Origin of the sequence: Streptomyces sp. M92, from assembly GCF_028473745.1 — a bacterium.
Taxonomy (GTDB): domain Bacteria; phylum Actinomycetota; class Actinomycetes; order Streptomycetales; family Streptomycetaceae; genus Streptomyces.
On sequence record NZ_CP101137.1, the window covers coordinates 4,004,134 to 4,020,422 of the forward strand.

17 protein-coding genes are annotated in these 16,289 nt (G+C 72.5%); 8 read left to right on the forward strand and 9 right to left on the reverse strand.

Going from position 1 to position 16,289, the window contains the following annotated elements:
• Nucleotides 1-75 precede the first annotated feature (75 nt).
• The 4 genes from M6G08_RS18125 to msrB all read left to right on the forward strand — a co-directional run bounded on the left by M6G08_RS18125 (nt 76) and on the right by msrB (nt 3,485).
• Nucleotides 76-882: a pyrimidine reductase family protein gene (locus tag M6G08_RS18125; RefSeq protein WP_272588196.1), complete on the forward strand. Its 807-nt coding sequence runs from the start codon at nt 76-78 to the stop codon at nt 880-882.
• A gap of 218 nt (nt 883-1,100) precedes the next feature.
• Nucleotides 1,101-1,574 carry an indole-3-glycerol phosphate synthase gene (locus M6G08_RS18130; protein WP_272588197.1) on the forward strand — a complete coding sequence of 158 codons (474 nt, stop codon included), beginning with the start codon at nt 1,101-1,103 and terminating at the stop codon, nt 1,572-1,574.
• 91 nt (nt 1,575-1,665) lie between these two features.
• A complete protein-coding gene (gene murC / locus M6G08_RS18135) occupies nt 1,666-3,063 on the forward strand; it encodes a UDP-N-acetylmuramate--L-alanine ligase (RefSeq protein ID WP_272588198.1) in 1,398 nt (465 codons plus the stop codon).
• A 14-nt stretch (nt 3,064-3,077) separates the two neighbouring features.
• Nucleotides 3,078-3,485 (forward strand): peptide-methionine (R)-S-oxide reductase MsrB, encoded by a 408-nt coding sequence (gene msrB / locus M6G08_RS18140; protein WP_272588199.1) that lies wholly within the window; start codon nt 3,078-3,080, stop codon nt 3,483-3,485.
• 9 nt (nt 3,486-3,494) lie between these two features.
• Here msrB and M6G08_RS18145 read toward each other — a convergent pair whose 3' ends face one another.
• Together M6G08_RS18145 and M6G08_RS18150 are read right to left on the reverse strand one after the other, a co-directional pair.
• Nucleotides 3,495-4,928: a sensor histidine kinase gene (locus M6G08_RS18145; protein ID WP_272588200.1), complete on the reverse strand. Its 1,434-nt coding sequence runs from the start codon at nt 4,926-4,928 to the stop codon at nt 3,495-3,497.
• Nucleotides 4,925-5,632 (reverse strand): response regulator transcription factor, encoded by a 708-nt coding sequence (locus tag M6G08_RS18150; RefSeq protein ID WP_272588201.1) that lies wholly within the window; start codon nt 5,630-5,632, stop codon nt 4,925-4,927. Before M6G08_RS18150 ends, M6G08_RS18145 begins: the two co-directional genes overlap by 4 nt.
• A 159-nt stretch (nt 5,633-5,791) precedes the next feature.
• On the opposite strand from M6G08_RS18150, the gene M6G08_RS18155 reads away from it, so the two are divergent.
• The 4 genes from M6G08_RS18155 (at nt 5,792) to M6G08_RS18170 (ending at nt 9,352) form a co-directional block, all read left to right on the forward strand.
• Complete coding sequence (locus tag M6G08_RS18155) at nt 5,792-6,949, forward strand: ABC transporter ATP-binding protein (protein WP_272588202.1); 1,158 nt, start codon at nt 5,792-5,794, stop codon at nt 6,947-6,949.
• The gene (locus M6G08_RS18160; protein ID WP_272588203.1) at nt 6,946-7,650 is read left to right on the forward strand and encodes an ABC transporter permease; all 705 of its coding nucleotides are present in this window, start codon (nt 6,946-6,948) and stop codon (nt 7,648-7,650) included. The genes M6G08_RS18155 and M6G08_RS18160 overlap by 4 nt, the downstream gene beginning before the upstream one ends.
• Entirely contained in the window at nt 7,647-8,312 is a 666-nt protein-coding gene (locus M6G08_RS18165; RefSeq protein ID WP_272588204.1) for an ABC transporter permease, read from the forward strand. The genes M6G08_RS18160 and M6G08_RS18165 overlap by 4 nt, the downstream gene beginning before the upstream one ends.
• A gap of 80 nt (nt 8,313-8,392) precedes the next feature.
• Complete coding sequence (locus tag M6G08_RS18170; RefSeq protein ID WP_272588205.1) at nt 8,393-9,352, forward strand: ABC transporter substrate-binding protein; 960 nt, start codon at nt 8,393-8,395, stop codon at nt 9,350-9,352.
• A 15-nt stretch (nt 9,353-9,367) separates the two neighbouring features.
• Here M6G08_RS18170 and M6G08_RS18175 read toward each other — a convergent pair whose 3' ends face one another.
• From M6G08_RS18175 to M6G08_RS18205, 7 genes are all read right to left on the reverse strand, one after another.
• On the reverse strand, nt 9,368-9,982 hold the full coding sequence (locus M6G08_RS18175) for a GTP-binding protein (RefSeq protein WP_272588206.1): 615 nt from the start codon (nt 9,980-9,982) through the stop codon (nt 9,368-9,370).
• Nucleotides 9,969-10,328, reverse strand: coding sequence for a DUF742 domain-containing protein (locus M6G08_RS18180; protein WP_272588207.1), 360 nt, complete (start codon nt 10,326-10,328; stop codon nt 9,969-9,971). The genes M6G08_RS18175 and M6G08_RS18180 overlap by 14 nt, the downstream gene beginning before the upstream one ends.
• A gap of 1 nt (nt 10,329) precedes the next feature.
• Nucleotides 10,330-10,749, reverse strand: a complete 420-nt coding sequence (locus M6G08_RS18185) for a roadblock/LC7 domain-containing protein (protein WP_272588208.1) — start codon at nt 10,747-10,749, stop codon at nt 10,330-10,332.
• On the reverse strand, nt 10,746-13,160 hold the full coding sequence (locus M6G08_RS18190) for a sensor histidine kinase (RefSeq protein WP_272588209.1): 2,415 nt from the start codon (nt 13,158-13,160) through the stop codon (nt 10,746-10,748). Before M6G08_RS18190 ends, M6G08_RS18185 begins: the two co-directional genes overlap by 4 nt.
• A gap of 65 nt (nt 13,161-13,225) precedes the next feature.
• Entirely contained in the window at nt 13,226-14,233 is a 1,008-nt protein-coding gene (locus M6G08_RS18195; protein ID WP_272588210.1) for a substrate-binding domain-containing protein, read from the reverse strand.
• A 385-nt stretch (nt 14,234-14,618) separates the two neighbouring features.
• Nucleotides 14,619-15,077: a DUF6114 domain-containing protein gene (locus tag M6G08_RS18200; protein ID WP_272588211.1), complete on the reverse strand. Its 459-nt coding sequence runs from the start codon at nt 15,075-15,077 to the stop codon at nt 14,619-14,621.
• Nucleotides 15,077-15,778, reverse strand: coding sequence for a DUF6230 family protein (locus tag M6G08_RS18205; RefSeq protein ID WP_272588212.1), 702 nt, complete (start codon nt 15,776-15,778; stop codon nt 15,077-15,079). Before M6G08_RS18205 ends, M6G08_RS18200 begins: the two co-directional genes overlap by 1 nt.
• Nucleotides 15,779-16,289: the final 511 nt, after the last annotated feature.

Consider the following 16,289-nt stretch of genomic DNA (forward strand, 5'->3'; position numbering starts at 1 on the left):
ACGGGGGGCTGCCTGCGGCCGGGCGCCGGAACCGTCGCACGGTTCGGCAACCCCGCGCGTGGAACACTGCACCGCATGCGACGCCTGTTCCCCGCCCTCGTGACCGATGTGACCGATCAGACATCCGGCCCCCTGCCCGACGGGACCGACCGGGAGTGGAGCCTGGCCGAGCTGGCCGCCGCCTACGCCTACCCCGAGCCGGACGGGCGGACGGGGACGGGCGCCTGGCTGCGGGCCAACATGGTCTCCACCCTCGACGGCGCGGCCCAGCACGACGGCCGCTCCCAGCCCATCTCCGGCGCCGCCGACATGCGCGTCTTCGGCACCCTGCGCGCGCTGGCGGACGTCGTGATCGCCGGCGCCGAGACCGTACGCCAGGAGGGGTACCGCCCGGCCCGCCCGCGCGCCGATTTCGCGGAGCTGCGCCTGGCGGCCGGGCAGCGCCCCGTGCCGGCCATCGCCGTGGTCAGCGCCAGCCTGGAGCTGGACTTCTCGCTTCCGCTGTACACCTCGCCGCTGGTGCCGACCCTGATCCTGACCGGCGCCGCCGCGGCCCCGGACCGGATCGCGGCCGCCGAGCGGGCCGGGGCGCGGGTGGTGACCGCCGGTGACGGCGTGGGTGTGGACCCGGCCCGCGCCGTCGACGCGCTGGTCGAGCTCGGGTACACCCGGCTGCTGACCGAGGGCGGTCCGCGGCTGCTCGGGCAGTTCGTCACGGCCGGGGTGCTCGACGAGCTGTGCCTGACCGTCTCGCCGACGCTGACCGCGGGTGACGCGCAGCGGATCGCGGGCGGGCCCTCGGTCGAGGTGCCGCGGCGGTTCGTCCTGGAGTCCCTGTTGGAGGAGGAAGGTTTCCTCTTCAGCCGGTACCGGCGCGACTAGGACGTATCCCCACTGCGGCGGGCGGCGGCGGCCGGACAGGGGTTCGGTCGTTACCGCGCTTCCGGGAATCGGCGGAATCTACCGTTCCGGTTAGTCCGCGACGGGCACACTGAATCCGGCAGTACCCGTGCGATCACGGGGCAGGATGGTTTCCGCAGGGTCTGATACGGCCTGCGGAAGGGTGGGCCCCCGGGCCCTCGGAGGAGAAGGGGCGCCTGGTGTTCACCAGCGTTTTGATGATCGAGAAGGCCATGACCTCCGCCGACGTGGAGTTCGTCACCACCTTGCACGGGGACGAGGAGGTCGCCTTCCACGTGCTGCTCCAGCCGCGCGGCGACCAGGCGGACCGGCTGCTGAGAGCCATCGACGACGTCGCGCTCGGTGAGCTCGACGACGCCGTCCGGGAGGGCGAGACCCCGGAGGGCGAGGAGGCGCAGAGCGTCGGGCAGCGGGCCCTGGAGGTGTCCCTCACCGCCCTGCGCGCGTCCGGCGCCCGGGCCGAGGGCCGCCTGATCGAGGACCACCCGCTGGACGAGCTCAAGTCCCTGGTCCTGGAGATCGGGGCGGACGAGGTGATCGTCCTGACCGACCCGCACTACGTGGAGGAGTTCTTCCACCGGGACTGGGCCTCGCGGGCCCGCCACAAGGTCGGGGTGCCGGTCCTGAAACTGTTCTCCCACAGCAAGGCATAGGCTTGGGCCGCGCTCCCGCGCAGAAGGAAGGGGGCGCGCCCACCGGCAGACCGCCCACGGACACCCGTCGCACCTCTGGGGAGAACAGCGCATGGCACCCGGCCTTCCTACCGCCATGGACCGACCGCACTTCATCGGCATCGGCGGCGCCGGAATGTCGGGCATCGCCAAGATCCTCGCCCAGCGGGGCGCGGCGGTGGCGGGCAGCGACGCCAAGGAGTCCGCGACCGCCGAGGCCCTGCGCGCGCTGGGCGCCACCGTGCACATCGGGCACGCGGCCGGGCACCTCGCCGACGACGCCACCTGCGTGGTCGTCTCCTCGGCGATCCGCGAGGACAACCCCGAGCTGGCCCGCGCCGCCGAGCTGGGCATCCCGGTCGTCCACCGCTCCGACGCCCTCGCCGCCCTGATGAACGGCGTGCGCCCGCTCGCCGTCGCCGGCACCCACGGCAAGACCACCACCACCTCGATGCTGGCGGTCTCCCTGTCCCAGCTGGGCCTGAACCCGTCGTACGCCATCGGCGGCGACCTGGACGCCCCCGGCTCCAACGCCCTGCACGGCGACGGCGAGATCTTCGTCGCCGAGGCCGACGAAAGCGACCGCAGCTTCCACAAGTACGCCCCCGAGGTCGCCATCGTCCTCAACGTGGAGCTGGACCACCACGCCAACTACGCCTCGATGGACGAGATCTACGAGTCCTTCGAGACCTTCGCCGGCCGGATCGTCCCCGGCGGAACCCTGGTGATCGCCGCCGACCACGAGGGCTCCCGGGAGCTGACCCGACGCCTGTCCGGCAAGGTGCGGACGGTGACGTACGGCGAGTCCGAGGACGCCGACGTGCGCATCCTGTCGGTCGTCCCGCAGGGCCTCAAGAGCGAGGTCACCGTAGTCCTGGACGGCGCCGAGCTGACCTTCACCGTCGCCGTCCCCGGCCGCCACTACGCCCACAACGCCGTCGCCGCCCTCGCGGCGGGCGCCGCCCTCGGCGTCCCCGCCGCCGAGCTGGCCCCCGCGCTGGCCGCCTACACGGGCGTCAAGCGGCGCCTCCAGCTCAAGGGCGAGGCGGCCGGCGTCCAGGTCGTCGACTCCTACGCGCACCACCCCACCGAGATGACGGCCGACCTGGAGGCCATGCGCGCCGCCGTCGGCGACGCCCGCATCCTCGTCCTGTTCCAGCCGCACCTGTTCTCCCGCACCCAGGAGCTGGGCAAGGAGATGGGCCAGGCGCTGGCGCTGGCGGACGCCTCGGTCGTCCTCGACATCTACCCGGCGCGCGAGGACCCGATCGCGGGCGTCACCAGCGAGCTGATCATCGAGGCGGCCCGCGCGGCGGGCGCCGACGTCACACCGGTGCACGACAAGGCGGAGTCGCCCGCGGTGGTGGCGGGAATGGCGAAGGCCGGCGATCTCGTTCTCACCATGGGCGCGGGCGACGTCACCGACCTCGGACCGCGCATCCTGGACGAGCTGTCGAGCAAGGCGAAGTAAGGGGCTGAGGACTCATGTCGTACGACGTCGAGAAGCCGGACGAGCAGTGGCGCGCGGAACTGGCACCGGCCGAGTACGCCGTGCTGCGCCAGGCCGGCACCGAGCCCGCCTTCACCGGTGAGTACACCGACACCAAGACCGAGGGCGTCTACTCCTGCCGCGCCTGCGGCGCCGACCTGTTCACCTCGCAGACCAAGTTCGAGTCGCACTGCGGCTGGCCGTCCTTCTTCGACCCGAAGGACAGCGACGCGGTCGAGCTGATCGAGGACCGTTCGCACGGCATGGTGCGCACCGAGGTGCGGTGCGCCCGGTGCGGATCGCACCTCGGGCACGTGTTCAAGGGCGAGGGATACCCGACCCCGACCGACCAGCGGTACTGCATCAACAGCATCTCGCTGCGGCTCCGGCCCACCGAGAGCTGAGACGCCCGCTCAGCCGGCGGCGGCCGGAAGCGTCACGGTGAACACCGTCGTGCCCGGCCCGCCGCCCAGCGCGACGGTGCCGCCGTGCGCCCGCACCAGCGCCCCGGCGACGGAGAGCCCCAGCCCGCTGCCGCCCCGGTCGCGGCTGCGGGCCTTGTCCACGCGGTAGAAGCGGTCGAAGATCCGTTCCCGGTCGGCGGCCGGGACACCCGGCCCCGTGTCGGCGACGGCCACCGTCACGCGGTCGTCCGCCGCCGACACCGCGACCGACACCTTCGTGCCCGGCGGGGTGTGCACGGCCGCGTTGGTGAGCAGGTTGTCGAGCACCTGCCGGATGCGCTGCGGGTCCATGCGCAGCTTGACCACGGCGGGCCCCGTCGTCACGGTCAGCGGATGCTCCGGGTGACCGGCGCGGAAGGCGTCGGCCGCCTGCCGCACCAGCTCCGTGAGGTCCGCGTCCTCCCAGCGCAGCGGCGCCTCCACCTCGGCCGCGTCCAGCCGGGCGAGCAGCAGCAGGTCGTCGAGGAGCACGCCCATCCGGGCGGCCTCGGCGCGCAGCCGGGCCAGGTGCCGGTCCCGTTCCCCGGGCTCGTTGGCCGCCGCGTACTGGAACAGGTCGGCGTAGCCCCGCACCGACATCAGCGGGGTGCGCAGCTCGTGCGAGGCGTCCGCGACGAACCGGCGCAGCCGCTGCTCGGCCTCGGCCCGTACCGCGAGCGAGTCGTCGATGTGCTCCAGCATCGTGTTGAACGCCGTCCGCAGCTCCGCCACCTCCCGCCCGCCGTCCCGCCCGTCCACCCTGAGCGGCAGCCGGGCGGCGGACTCGCTCAGATCGTGCGAGGCGATGCCGTGCGCCGTGCTCGCCATGTCGCTCAGCGGCTTCAGCCCGCGCCGCAGCATCCGCCGCCCGGACACCACCAGCGCCAGCAGCGCCAGACCGAAGGCGATCACCTGCACGGTGACCAGCTGCTCCACGGTGTCCTCGACGTCCCCCATGGGAGCGGCGCTCACCAGCACCACCCCGGGCTCCACCTCGCAGGCGCGCAGCAGGTAGGGACCGTGCCCGTCGATCCGCACGGTGCGGGTGATGTCCTCGTCCGAGCGGGCCATCGTCTGCGCGAGGGCGGTGAGCGCACGGCTGTCCGCCGGTACCTCGGCGGGGGTGCGCAGGTCCGCCGAGCCGCCGGAGACGTCGTACACGGCGGTGTACCAGCCGTAGTACGGCTTGCGCCGCACCGTGCCGTGCGCCGCCGCGTCCTTGGACTGCACGACCTGCACCAGCTTCATCTGATCGGCGAGCTGCCGCTCCAGGTACTCCCGCATGTACGCGGTCAGCACCGTGCCGACCACGGCGAACACCACCAGCGACAGCACACCCAGGCCCAGCGCCAGCCGGGTCCCGAGCCGCAGTCCCCGGTACGCCCGCCACCAGCGCCGTATCACCGGGGCGCCTGCCGGATCACGTAGCCGAAGCCCCGCACGGTCCGGATCAGCGGCTCGGCGCCGTCGGTGTCGGCAGCGGCGGCGTCCAGTTTGCGGCGCAGGCGGCTGACGACCAGTTCGACGACGTTGGACCGGCCGCCGAAGCCGTACTCCCACACGTGGTCGAGGATCTGCGCCTTGCTCAGCACGGTCGGCGACTTGCGCATCAGATAGCGCAGCACCTCGTACTCGGTCGGCGTCAGCGACACCCGCCGCCCGCCCCGGCGCACCTCACGGGTGTCCTCGTCCATCGTCAGGTCCGCCACCCGCAGCACCGACCGCTGGAAGTCCGGCCCGGCACTGCGCCGCAGCACGGTCCGCAGCCGGGCCATCAGCTCCTCCACCGCGAACGGCTTGACCAGGTAGTCGTCACCGCCCCGGGTCAGCCCCGCCACCCGGTCGGCCACCCCGTCGCGCGCGGTGAGGAACACCACCGGCACCATCGTGCCCGAGCGCCGCAACCGGTCGAGCACGCCGAAGCCGTCGACGTCGGGCAGCATCAGGTCCAGCACCACGATGTCCGGCCGGAAGCCACCGGCCAGTCGCAGCGCCTGCTCGCCGGAGTTGGCGGTGACCGCCTCCCAGCCCTCGTAGCGGGCGACCGTGGCCACGAGATCGGCGATGGGCGGGTCGTCGTCCACCACGAGGAGTCGTACTTTTTCCACCCGCTCATACTGCGTCACCGGCCGCCCGCGGCCCAGACCGAGGAAGCGGTCACCGCCTGATCGCCACGGTTCCGTGACACCGGACGTCTAGACTCTCCCGGCAACGAACCGTAGCGACCTGGCCATAACTTTCCGCCCACCCGAAGGGTATTCGGCGTTTTGATACGGATGGACTCAGTCACCAAGCGGTACCCGGACGGCACCGTGGCGGTCGACCGGTTGTCGCTGGAGATACCCGACCGCTCGATCACGGTCCTCGTCGGACCCTCGGGCTGCGGCAAGACGACGACCCTGCGGATGATCAACAGGATGGTCGAGCCCACCGAGGGCACCATCTCCCTCGACGGCGCCGACCTCCAGCGGCAGCCGGTCACCACGCTGCGCCGGTCGATGGGGTACGTCATCCAGAACGCCGGTCTCTTCCAGCACCGGACGATCCTCGACAACATCGCCACCGTGCCCCGCATGACCGGGTGGGGCAAGCAGAAGTCCCGGGAGCGCGCGAGGGAGTTGATGGAGCGGGTGGGGCTCGACGCCTCCCTCGCCAAGCGGTACCCGTACCAGCTCTCCGGCGGCCAGCAGCAGCGGGTCGGCGTGGCGCGGGCGCTCGCCGCCGATCCGCCGGTGCTCCTCATGGACGAGCCGTTCTCGGCCGTCGACCCCGTGGTCCGCAAGGGCCTCCAGGACGAACTGCTGCGCATCCAGGACGAGCTGGGCAAGACCATCGTCTTCGTCACCCACGACATCGACGAGGCCATCAAACTCGGCACCATGGTCGCGGTGATGCGCACCGGCGGCCGGCTCGCCCAGTTCGCGCCGCCCGCCGAACTGCTGTCGAACCCCGCGGACGCCTTCGTCGAGGACTTCCTCGGCGCCGACCGGGGCATCCGGCGGCTGTCCTTCTTCGCCGCCGAGGGCCTGGAACTGACGACGGGCCCGGTCGTGCGCGTGGACGCCACCGCCGAACAGCTCGCCGCGCCCGACGCCCGCTACCTGCTGGTGACCGACGCGCAGGGCCGCCCGCTGGGCTGGGCCGAGCCGCGGGACCTGACCGCCGGCGACATCGCGGCCGAGCGGCTGCTGCCGTACGGGCGGCCCTTCGTGCCCGGCACCGACTCGCTGCGGGCCGCCCTGGACTGCGCGGTGCTCTCACCCACCGGCTGGGCGGTCGCCGTGGACGCCGACGGACGGGTCACCGGCGTCGCCTCCCAGCAGAGCATCGGCGAGGCGATCCGCACCGCCCACCGCGCGGCGGCCGACGGCGGCGCACCGGCCGCGGGCGTGGGGCCCGCCGACGTCGCGAAGGCCGCCCCGTGAACGGCTTCTTCGACATCCCGAGCGACCTCGACAACACCTACTTCGGCCTGATCGGGCTGCATCTGCGCGAGGCGCTGCTGCCGGTACTCGCCGGGCTGCTGGCCGCGCTGCCCATCGCCCAGCTCTGCGTGCGGTTCCGCTGGCTGTATCCGCCCGTGCTCGGTGTGACGACCGTGTTCTACGCCATCCCCTCGCTGGCGGTCTTCGTCGTCCTCATCGACTACACCGGCCAGACCGAGCTGACGGTGATGATCCCGCTGGCCGTCTACAGCCTGGTGGTGCTGGTACCGGCCATCGTCGACGGCGTGCGGTCGGTGCCCGAGGAGACGCTTGCCGCGTCCACCGCCATGGGCTTCGGGCCCGTACGGCGCTACCTCCAGGTGCAGTTGCCGATCGCCGTCCCCGCGATCCTCGCCGGGCTGCGGGTGGCCGTGTCCGCCAGCATCTCCCTGGTCAGCGTCGGCGCCCTCATCGGCAACCAGGGCGCCCTCGGCAACCTGCTCGCGGACGCGCAGAAGTACGGCCGGCCCGAACTGGCGGTCAACTCCGTCCTCACCACCGCCGTACTGGCCATCCTGTGCGACACGGTCCTCGTCCTGGTCCGCAACCTGCTGACGCCGTGGATGCCGCGAGGCAAGGGCGGGCGCCGCCCGAAGAAGGCCGCCGCGCTCCCCGAGTCCCAGGAGGCGGCCGCCCGGTGAACGTCCTCGACTTCGTCAACGCCTTCTTCAGCGACGGCGCCCACTGGCACGGCTACGACGGGATACCCAGGCGCCTGCTGGAGCACGTCCAGTACACGCTGCTGGCGCTCGGCATCGCCGCCGCGATCGGGCTGCCCCTCGGACTGCTGACCGGGCACACCGGACGCGGCGGCAACGCCGTCGCCTTCGTCGCCACCGCCGCCCGCGCGCTGCCCAGCTTCGGCCTGCTGGTGCTCATCGCGGTCTCCGTGGGCATCGGCCTGCTGCCGGTGATGGTCCCGCTGGTCGTGCTCGCGATCCCGCCCATCCTGGTGACCACGTACGAAGCGGTCCGCTCCGTCGACCCCGCCCCGGTGGACGCCGCGCGGGGCATGGGCATGCACGAGTCGGGCATCCTCTTCCGGGTCGAACTGCCCGTCGCCCTGCCGCTGGTGCTCAGCGGGCTGCGCTCGGCCGCCATCCAGGTCGTGTCGACGGCAACCATCGCCGCGTACGTCAGTCTCGGCGGGGTCGGCCGGTACATCATCGACGGCCTCTACCAGCGCGACTACGAGAAGGTGGTCGGCGGCGCGACCCTGGTGGCCCTGCTGGCACTGGTCACGCTCGCGGTGTTCTGGGCGGTGGGGCGAGTGGTGGTGTCGCCGGGGGTGCGCAGGCGCTGACGCCTTCGAACACCCATGTGGAACAAACCGTAACCAGGCCGTTCTTGACTGCCCTGTGAATGGCTCGTTTGGATCGACGGATGACTTCTACCGCGAAGAGCAGCAGGTCCAGGACGAGGCACACCGGTGCGGCGGCCGTCGCGCTCACCGCCGCGGCGGCGCTGCTCGCGGGCTGTTCCTCCTCCGACGACACCTCCGACAACCCCCTGGCGGGGGAGAAGGCGGAGGCCGGCACCGTCGTCGTCGGCTCGAACAACTTCGCCGAGAGCACCCTGCTCGCCGACATCTACGGCGAGGCGCTCAAGGCCAAGGGCCTCAAGGTCACCTACAAGCACAACATCGGCAGCCGGGAGACGACGTACGGTCTGATGAAGAACGGCTCGGTCACCGTCCTGCCCGAGTACAACGGCGCGCTGCTCGCCTACCTCGACCCGGAGGCCGGGCAGCAGTCGACCGAGGCGGTCAACGAGGCGGTGAAGGCCAAGCTCGACAAGAAGCTGACGCTGCTGGAGTCCTCGCCGGCCGAGAACAAGGACTCGGTCAGCGTCAACGCCGAGACCGCGAAGAAGCACGGCCTCACCGCCGAGTCGACCCTCGCCGACCTCAAGGACATAGCGCCGGAGTTGGTCATCGGCGGCTCGCCCGAGTTCCAGACCCGGCAGCAGGGACTCAAGGGTCTGGAGTCCGTGTACGGACTGAAGTTCAAGTCCTTCAAGGCACTCGACGCCGGCGGCCCGCTGACCCAGTCGGCGCTGACCAAGAACACCGTGCAGGCGGCGGACATCTTCACCACCGACCCGACCATCATCAAGGAGAAGTTCGTCGTCCTGAAGGACCCGGAGAACCTCTTCGGCTACGCGAACGTCACCCCGCTCGTCCACAAGGAGGGCCTGTCCCAGGAGGGCGTCGACACGCTGAACGCGGTCTCCGCCAAGCTGGACACCGAGACCCTCCTGGACCTGGACGCCCAGGTGCAACTGGAGAAGAAGGACCCGCTGGACGTCGCCAAGGCGTGGCTGGAGACGGCCGGCCTCAGCTGACCGTCGTACGCCCCGTCACGACGCCGCGGCCCCGGCCGCGGCGTCGATCAGCTGGTCGACCAGGGCGATGAGGACGTCCCGGCTGGAGCCCCGCTCCCGCGCGTCGCACAGCAGCACCTTCACGTGCTCCGGCAGCGCCAGCGCCTCCCGGATCTCCTCGGCCGGATACGGATGCCGCCCGTCGAAGCCGTTCACGCCGACGACGAACGGAATGCCGCGCCGCTCGAAGAAGTCGATCGCCGCGAAGCTCGACTCCGGCCTGCGGACGTCGACCAGCACCACCGCGCCCAGCGCCCCGATCGCCAGGTCGTTCCACATGAACCAGAACCGCTGCTGGCCTGGCGTGCCGAACAGGTACAGCACCAGCTCCCGGCCGATGGTGATCCGCCCGAAGTCCAGGGCGACCGTCGTGGCCCGCTTCTCCTCGATCCCGGCGAGGTCGTCGACGTCCAGCCCCGCCGCCGTCAGCGGCTCCTCGGTGCGCAGCGGGGCGATCTCGCTCACCGAGCCGACCATGGTGGTCTTCCCGACGCCGAAACCGCCGGCGATCAGGATCTTCACCGCCTCGGGCGCGGCCGGGGCGGAGGCGGGTGCCGTGGGCGCCTCTACGGCGCCGTCAGAGCCGGCCAAGGCCGTCCCTCACTTTCTGCAGCAGGTCCAGGTCGGGGGTGGCGCGGTCGACCGGGTGCGGCGGCCGGGCGGTGATCCGGCCGGCCTCCAGCAGGTCCGAGAGCAGGATGACGACCACGCTCACCGGCAGGTCGAGGCGGGCCGCGACCTCCGCCACGGCCAGCGGCTCGGCGCACAGTCTGAGGATCCGCCGGTGTTCGGGCTGCGGCCGTGCGGCACGGGCGGGCTGCGGGTCGGCGGCGGTCACCGTCGTGATGAGCGTGAAGTCGGCGCGGCTGGGCCGGGTCCGGCCACCGGTCAGCGTGAACGGCCGCACGAGCCGGCCCCCGGCGTCGCCTCCGGTCACGTCACTCCCCGGGGCTGGCGGTGGCCCGCGGTGCCGCGCTCAGGTGCTCGCCGATCTTCTTCACCAGCATGTTCATCTGGTACGCCACCACGCCCACGTCGGCGCCCGGACCGGTCAGCACGACCAGATGGGCGCCCGGTCCGGCCGAGGTGAGTATCAGGTAGCTGTTGGCCATCTCGATGAGCGCCTGCCGCACCGGGCCGCCGCGGAAGTCCATGCTGACGCCCTTGCTGAGGCTCATCAGGCCCGACGCGGTCGCCGCCAGCCGCTCGGCGTCGTCGCGCAGGAATCCGGTGGACTTGCTGACGACCAGTCCGTCCTCGGAGAGCACCACGGCCTGGTTCACGTCGGCGACCCGCTCCACGAGTCCGGTGAGCAGCTGGTCCAGCTCGGTGTGCGTGGCGGGGGAGGGTCGGGTCATTGCGTGTCCTTCGTCGGCGGTCGTCGGTCGGCGTTCGAGGTCGAGTCGGTGGGGGAGGAGAGGGCCCGCGCGTCGGGATCGGGACCGGGCCCGGCGTCGGGGCCCGTCCCGGCCCCGGCGTCCGTCTCCTCGGCCTGGGCCCGCAGCGTGCCCCGCTGGAAGCCGGCGAGGGATGAGGCGGCGCGCTCGGCGGTGAAGTCGGCGTACGCGTCGGGCTCGGCGTCCGGACCGTCCTGGGCGGTGCCGGGGGCCTCGTCGCGCAGCTCTGCGGCCAGGCTGGTCTGCGGCACCCGGCGGGGCAGCGGCGCCAGTCCGTTCCGGTCTGCGGGGGCCGTCTGGGCCTGGGCCGGGGTGGGGGCGCCGGGACGGCTCACGGGTGCGGTCCGGGCCGGTCGCACGGGCTGGACGGGCCGCTTCGCCGGGGCGGCGGGCGCCGGGGCAGGTCCGAAGGCGCCGTCCCCGCCGTCCCCGCCGGCTCCGTCGGCCGGCTCCCGCACCACGATGTCGTGCGGGATCAGCACGATCGCCGTGGTCCCGCCGTACGGCGAGGGGCGCAGCGTGACGGTGATGCCGTGCCGGTGCGCCAGCCGGGCGACGACGAACATGCCGAGCCGGAGGTCGTCGGCGAGCGCGACGACATCGAACTGCGGGACCACCGCCAACTGGGCGTTGAACGAGGCGTAGTCCTCCTCCGACAGCCCGAGCCCGCGGTCCTCGATCTCGACGGCCAGCCCCTTGGCGACCAGCGCGGCCCGCACCCCGACCGGGTGGGGAGCGGGGGAGTACGCGGTCGCGTTGTCGATCAGCTCGGCGAGCAGGTGGATCACGTCGGCCACCGCGGGCGGCGCGAGCGCCACCTCCTCCTCGGTGTGCAGCTCCACCCGCTGGTACTGGGCGACCTCACCGACGGCGCTGCGCATGATGTCGACCAGTGAGACGGGCTCGCGCCAGGTGCGCCGGGGCTGCTCGCCGGCGATGATGACCAGGTTCTCCTCGTAGCGGCGCAACTGGCTCGCCGTGGAGTCCAGTTCGTACAGGCCTTTCAGTATCTCCGGGTCCGTGTGCTCGCGTTCCAGCGCGTCCAGCCTGCCGAGCTGCATGTTGACGAGGTTCTGGCTCTGCCGGGCGATGCCGAGGATCACCTTCTGGAAGCCGCGCCGGGTGTCGGCGAGTTCGACGGCCGTGTGTACGGCGGTGCGCTGCGCCGTGTTGAACGCCTGGGCCACCTGCCCGAGCTCGTCGTGGCCGTAGTCCAGCGGCGGGGTCGCCGACTCCACGTCGACCTTCTCACCCCGCTCCAGCCGGGCCACCACGTCCGGCAGCCGTTCCTCGGCCAGGCTCAGCGTCGCCAGCCGCAGCCCGCGCAGCCGCCGGGACAGCGAGCGGGTGATGCGCCAGGACATGCCGACGCACAGCAGCAGGGCGACCAGGCCGCCCGCGCTCAGGGCCGCCGCCTTGACCAGCAGCCCCTGCGCGTTCTCGGCACTGCGGTCGAGCAGTCCGCCGGTCTGCTGCCGGATCAGCTCCGCGTACTGGTCGGACACCTTCGCCAGCGCCCCGGTCCACCGCCGCTGCGCGTCCGGCAGGTCGATCCGGTCGCCCCCGCCCGCCGCGCGAGCCGCCAGCACCTCGTCCTCGACGGACTCCAGCGTCTGCCACTCGGGGCTCGTGAGGATCCGCTCGGTCTGCGTCTTGGCGTCGCCGCTCAGGGAGGGGACGACCTGGTCCCGCACGAGCCAGCGCCGGGTGTGGACGAGCTGGGCGAACTGCGCCCACTCCTCCTCGTCCATCCGGCCGGACGGCCAGGACAGGGTGAGCCGGGCGTCCTCCTGGGACATCAGCTCGGCCGCGTGCTCGAGGGCGACCAGCGGCCCGGCCTGCGAGGTGAGGTCGCCGTCGTCGACCTGCGACAGTTCCTCGAAGGCGTGGATCTGTTCGTCGATGATCGAGGTGTACTGGCCGAGCGCCTGCTCGGGGGTGATGTCGTCGGGCTGGTCCACCTGGTTGCGGTAGTACTCGAGACTGCCCACCGAGCCGAGTACCGAGTACATCCGGTCCGAGATCCGGTCGGGCGCGCGCTCGATCGCGTCGGACTGGCCGACGAGCTGGGCGACCGCCGCGTCCGTCCGCTCGCGCTGGGCGTCCAGGGCGGCCCGGGAGCCGCCCGGCCCGGCCAGCCAGGCCGCCGACAGGCTGCGCTCCTGTTGCAGCGCGAGGGCCGCCTCGGTGCCCATGGCGCCGGTGGAACGGCTCAGCTCCGTCTGCGCGCGCAGCCGCAGGCCCTCCGAGAACATCTGGATCGTGGTCACCCCCCACACGGCGGCGAGCGTGACGCCGGGGACCAGGGCGAGGAGGATGAGCGAGAGACGTATGGAGCCGAGGCGGCGCCGGGCACCTTTCCGTGCAGACATCGTCGTCCTAGGCGATCAGTGGTGGAGGGTGGCGGGTGTACGGGGAGCGTGCCCGCGGGGCGCGGTCACCGGGTGCCGTCCGCGGCGAACCCGGCGACCGCGTCGGCGTTGCTCCGGGTCACGAACGCCGGGCCGGTCAGCACCGGTGCCACTGAGCCGCCGCTGACGTTGCCGTTGGTGCGGTACAGCCAGAGCGCGTCCACCGCGAGATAGCCCTGGAGGTAGGGCTGCTGGTCCACGGCGAACCGCACGTCCCCGCGCTTGACCGCCGCGACCAGCTCCTCGTCGAGGTCGAAGGTGGCGACGTGCGCGTCGCTGCCCGCCTCGTCGACCGACTCGACCGCCTCCAGCGCGAACGCCGCGCCGTTCATGACGACTTCGTCGATGCTGGAGTCCTGCCGCAGCCGCGCGGTGACGGCGGTGCCCACCGCCTTCATGTCGGTGCCCTCGACGTAGAGCATCTCCGTCTCGCCCTCGAAGGTCTTCTTCACGCCGGCGCAGCGCGCCTCCAGGGCGACGTTGCCCCGCTCGTGGATGACGCAGAGGGCGTGCTTCGCCCCGAGGTCGTTCAGCTTGTCGCCGACGGCACGGCCCGCAACGCTCTCGTCCTGCCCGAAGTACCCGAGGAGCCCCGTGGAACGCCACGCGTCCATGCCGGAGTTGAGGCCGACCACCGGGATGCCGGCCTTCCGGGCCTCGGCGACCGGCCCCTTCATCGCCTGCGGCTTGGCCAGGGTGACGGCGATGCCGTCCACCTTGTCGCGGACCGCGTCCCGCACCAGATCGGCCTGGTCGGCGGCGTCGGCGTCCCCCGCGTACGTCAGGTCGATGCCGTCCTTGGCGGCCGCGGCCTCCGCGCCCTTGCGCACCCGGTCCCAGAAGGCGTCGCCCTCGCCGCCGTGGGTGACCATGACGACCTTCATACGGTCGCCGCCGGGTCCGCCCGCCGCGTCCGGGGCCGAGCCGTCCCCGCCGGGTGCGGAGCAGCCGGCCGCGAGCAGGCAGGCGGCCGCGACGAGCGCCGCGGCGCGGGCACGTCCGGGGGAGGGGGCGGACGGTGGAGTTGTACTCATGGGGGGTGCGGCACCTCGCTGTACGGCCGAGCAGGAGGAACGGAGCGAGGACGGGACCGGAGCCGCGGGGTCAGTGCGCCAACCGGGTGAATCTCGCCTGGCCGGAGCAAACCGTGAGTGAGCGCCGGTAGTCAAGTGACCAGCGACCAGGTGTGAGTTGTCGGTGCCGCATCGTGATGAACGGGGCCGGTGGGCCCGCGCGCAGGCGTCGCGGGCGGTCCGGGGCCCGTGGTCCCGGCGTCCGGGTCCGGGTGCGTGCCGGGACCGGACGCCGGGGGGATCAGTGGTGTGCGTGCCGGGTGGACCAGGGGTGTGCGTGCCGGGCGGGTCGGGGGGAACGGGTGCCGGTCGCATCCGGGGGCACGGATGCCGGACCGCCCCGGTGTCAGGCGGGCTCGCCCGCCCTCCGCTCCAGCGGTGGCGGAGCCGTACGCGCCGCCCGGGCCGCCTTTCTGCGGCGCCGGCGGTCGCGGCGGGACTCCTGGTCGGGCAACCAGCCGAAGACCAGGCAGCTGCCGACGCAGCCCAGGAGCAGCCCCACGATGAACCCGCCCAGGTTGGACGTGACCCAGGTGCCCAGCGAGGCCAGGACGCCGATGATCGAGTAGAAGAGCCGCTGGGAGGGGTTGACCAGGGCCAGCAGTCCGCACAGCAGCATGACGACCGGCAGCAGGTAGCCGGCCACGCCCTGCATGCCGACGTGCAGGACGACCTTCAGCGACGCCTTCATCGTGAGCAGCACCTCGGCCCCGGCCAGGGCGAGCAGCAGCCCGCCCCAGAACGGCCGGCCGGACCGCCAGTCCCGGAAGGCGGCGCGCAGGCCCCCGCGCCGGTCGCCGGGCATCAGCAGCCCGACCCGCTGAAGCGCATCTTCAGGCCGGGCAGCTTGAAGACCCCGGCCGTGGTGGCGTAGTTGGTCTGCCGCAGGTTCTTGATGTGCACGGTGTCGGCCTGCTGGCTGAAGACGCCGATCGGGCCGCGGCCCTTCGGGCCGGCCTTGTCCAGCGTGCTGGCGTCGTTGCCGATCTCGATGTTGTCGAAGGCGGCGTCGCCCGACAGCTCGGTGGAGTCGGTGGTCAGGTCCTTCGCCGAGACCCTGGTGTCCCCGCTGCCCGCGGTGATGAGCAGGTTGGTGCCGCCCAGGTCGACGCTCTGGCACAGCTTGGTGAGTTTGGCCTCCTCGATCACGGAGGTGACGACCAGTACCTGGCCGCCGGTGTCCCCCGCGTTGGGGCTGCCCTCGGCCATGTTGTCGAGGCCGCCGAACTGGGCGAAGCCCTTGCCGTCGAGTTCCGTCGCGGTGACGGTGAAGGGCATCCCGGAGATCGCGAACTGCACGCCCAGGGCACCCTGGGCGGTGAGGATCGCCAGGCCCGCGGTGACCGCGGCGGCGGGCACCGCCAGCACCGCGGCCCGGCGCAGCCGGACCCGGCCGCGTCTCGCGGGGGCGGCGCCGGTGGCTTCGGGCGGGGAAACGCTTTCCGGGCCGCTCCCGGGCTCGGGGGTGTTGCCGGCGGACGGGGTGACGTCCGGGGACGAGGCCATGTCTGCTCCCAGAGGCATAGTGAATGCGGATCGGGCTTCAGTGGCACGTTGTCCTGGCGCGGACAGCGGCTGATGCGCACGCCTCCCGGCAACTCCCGGCGGGTGCAGGGGCTTTCACGTTACGCACCAGTAGCCAATCGCGAAGTTACCGGTGGTTACATCGCAGGGTCAAGCAAGGTGTGAGTAAAGAGTGGGGGTTGTGTGCCACCTGCCGCCTTCCCTGCCCCGCGGACCGGCGAATGTGCGACGGTTCGCGCCAACTCTTGCGCGAAGCATTGACGTTGATTGACCGTCAGGTCTACAACGGTCCCTGTTTCCCCGGATCCGTGGCGCCGGATCCGTTTCCGCGGCCCCGTCCGCGTTCCCGGCCCCCGGTCCTGTCCCCCGGACAGGACCGGACAGCACCGGACCTCGCCCCCGTCGGGGCACATCGCACCTTCCGGGCAAGGCCCGTACCCCACGGGCCGCGCACGCGCCCACCGCTCACCGGCACCGCCCGGAAACCCGTCGC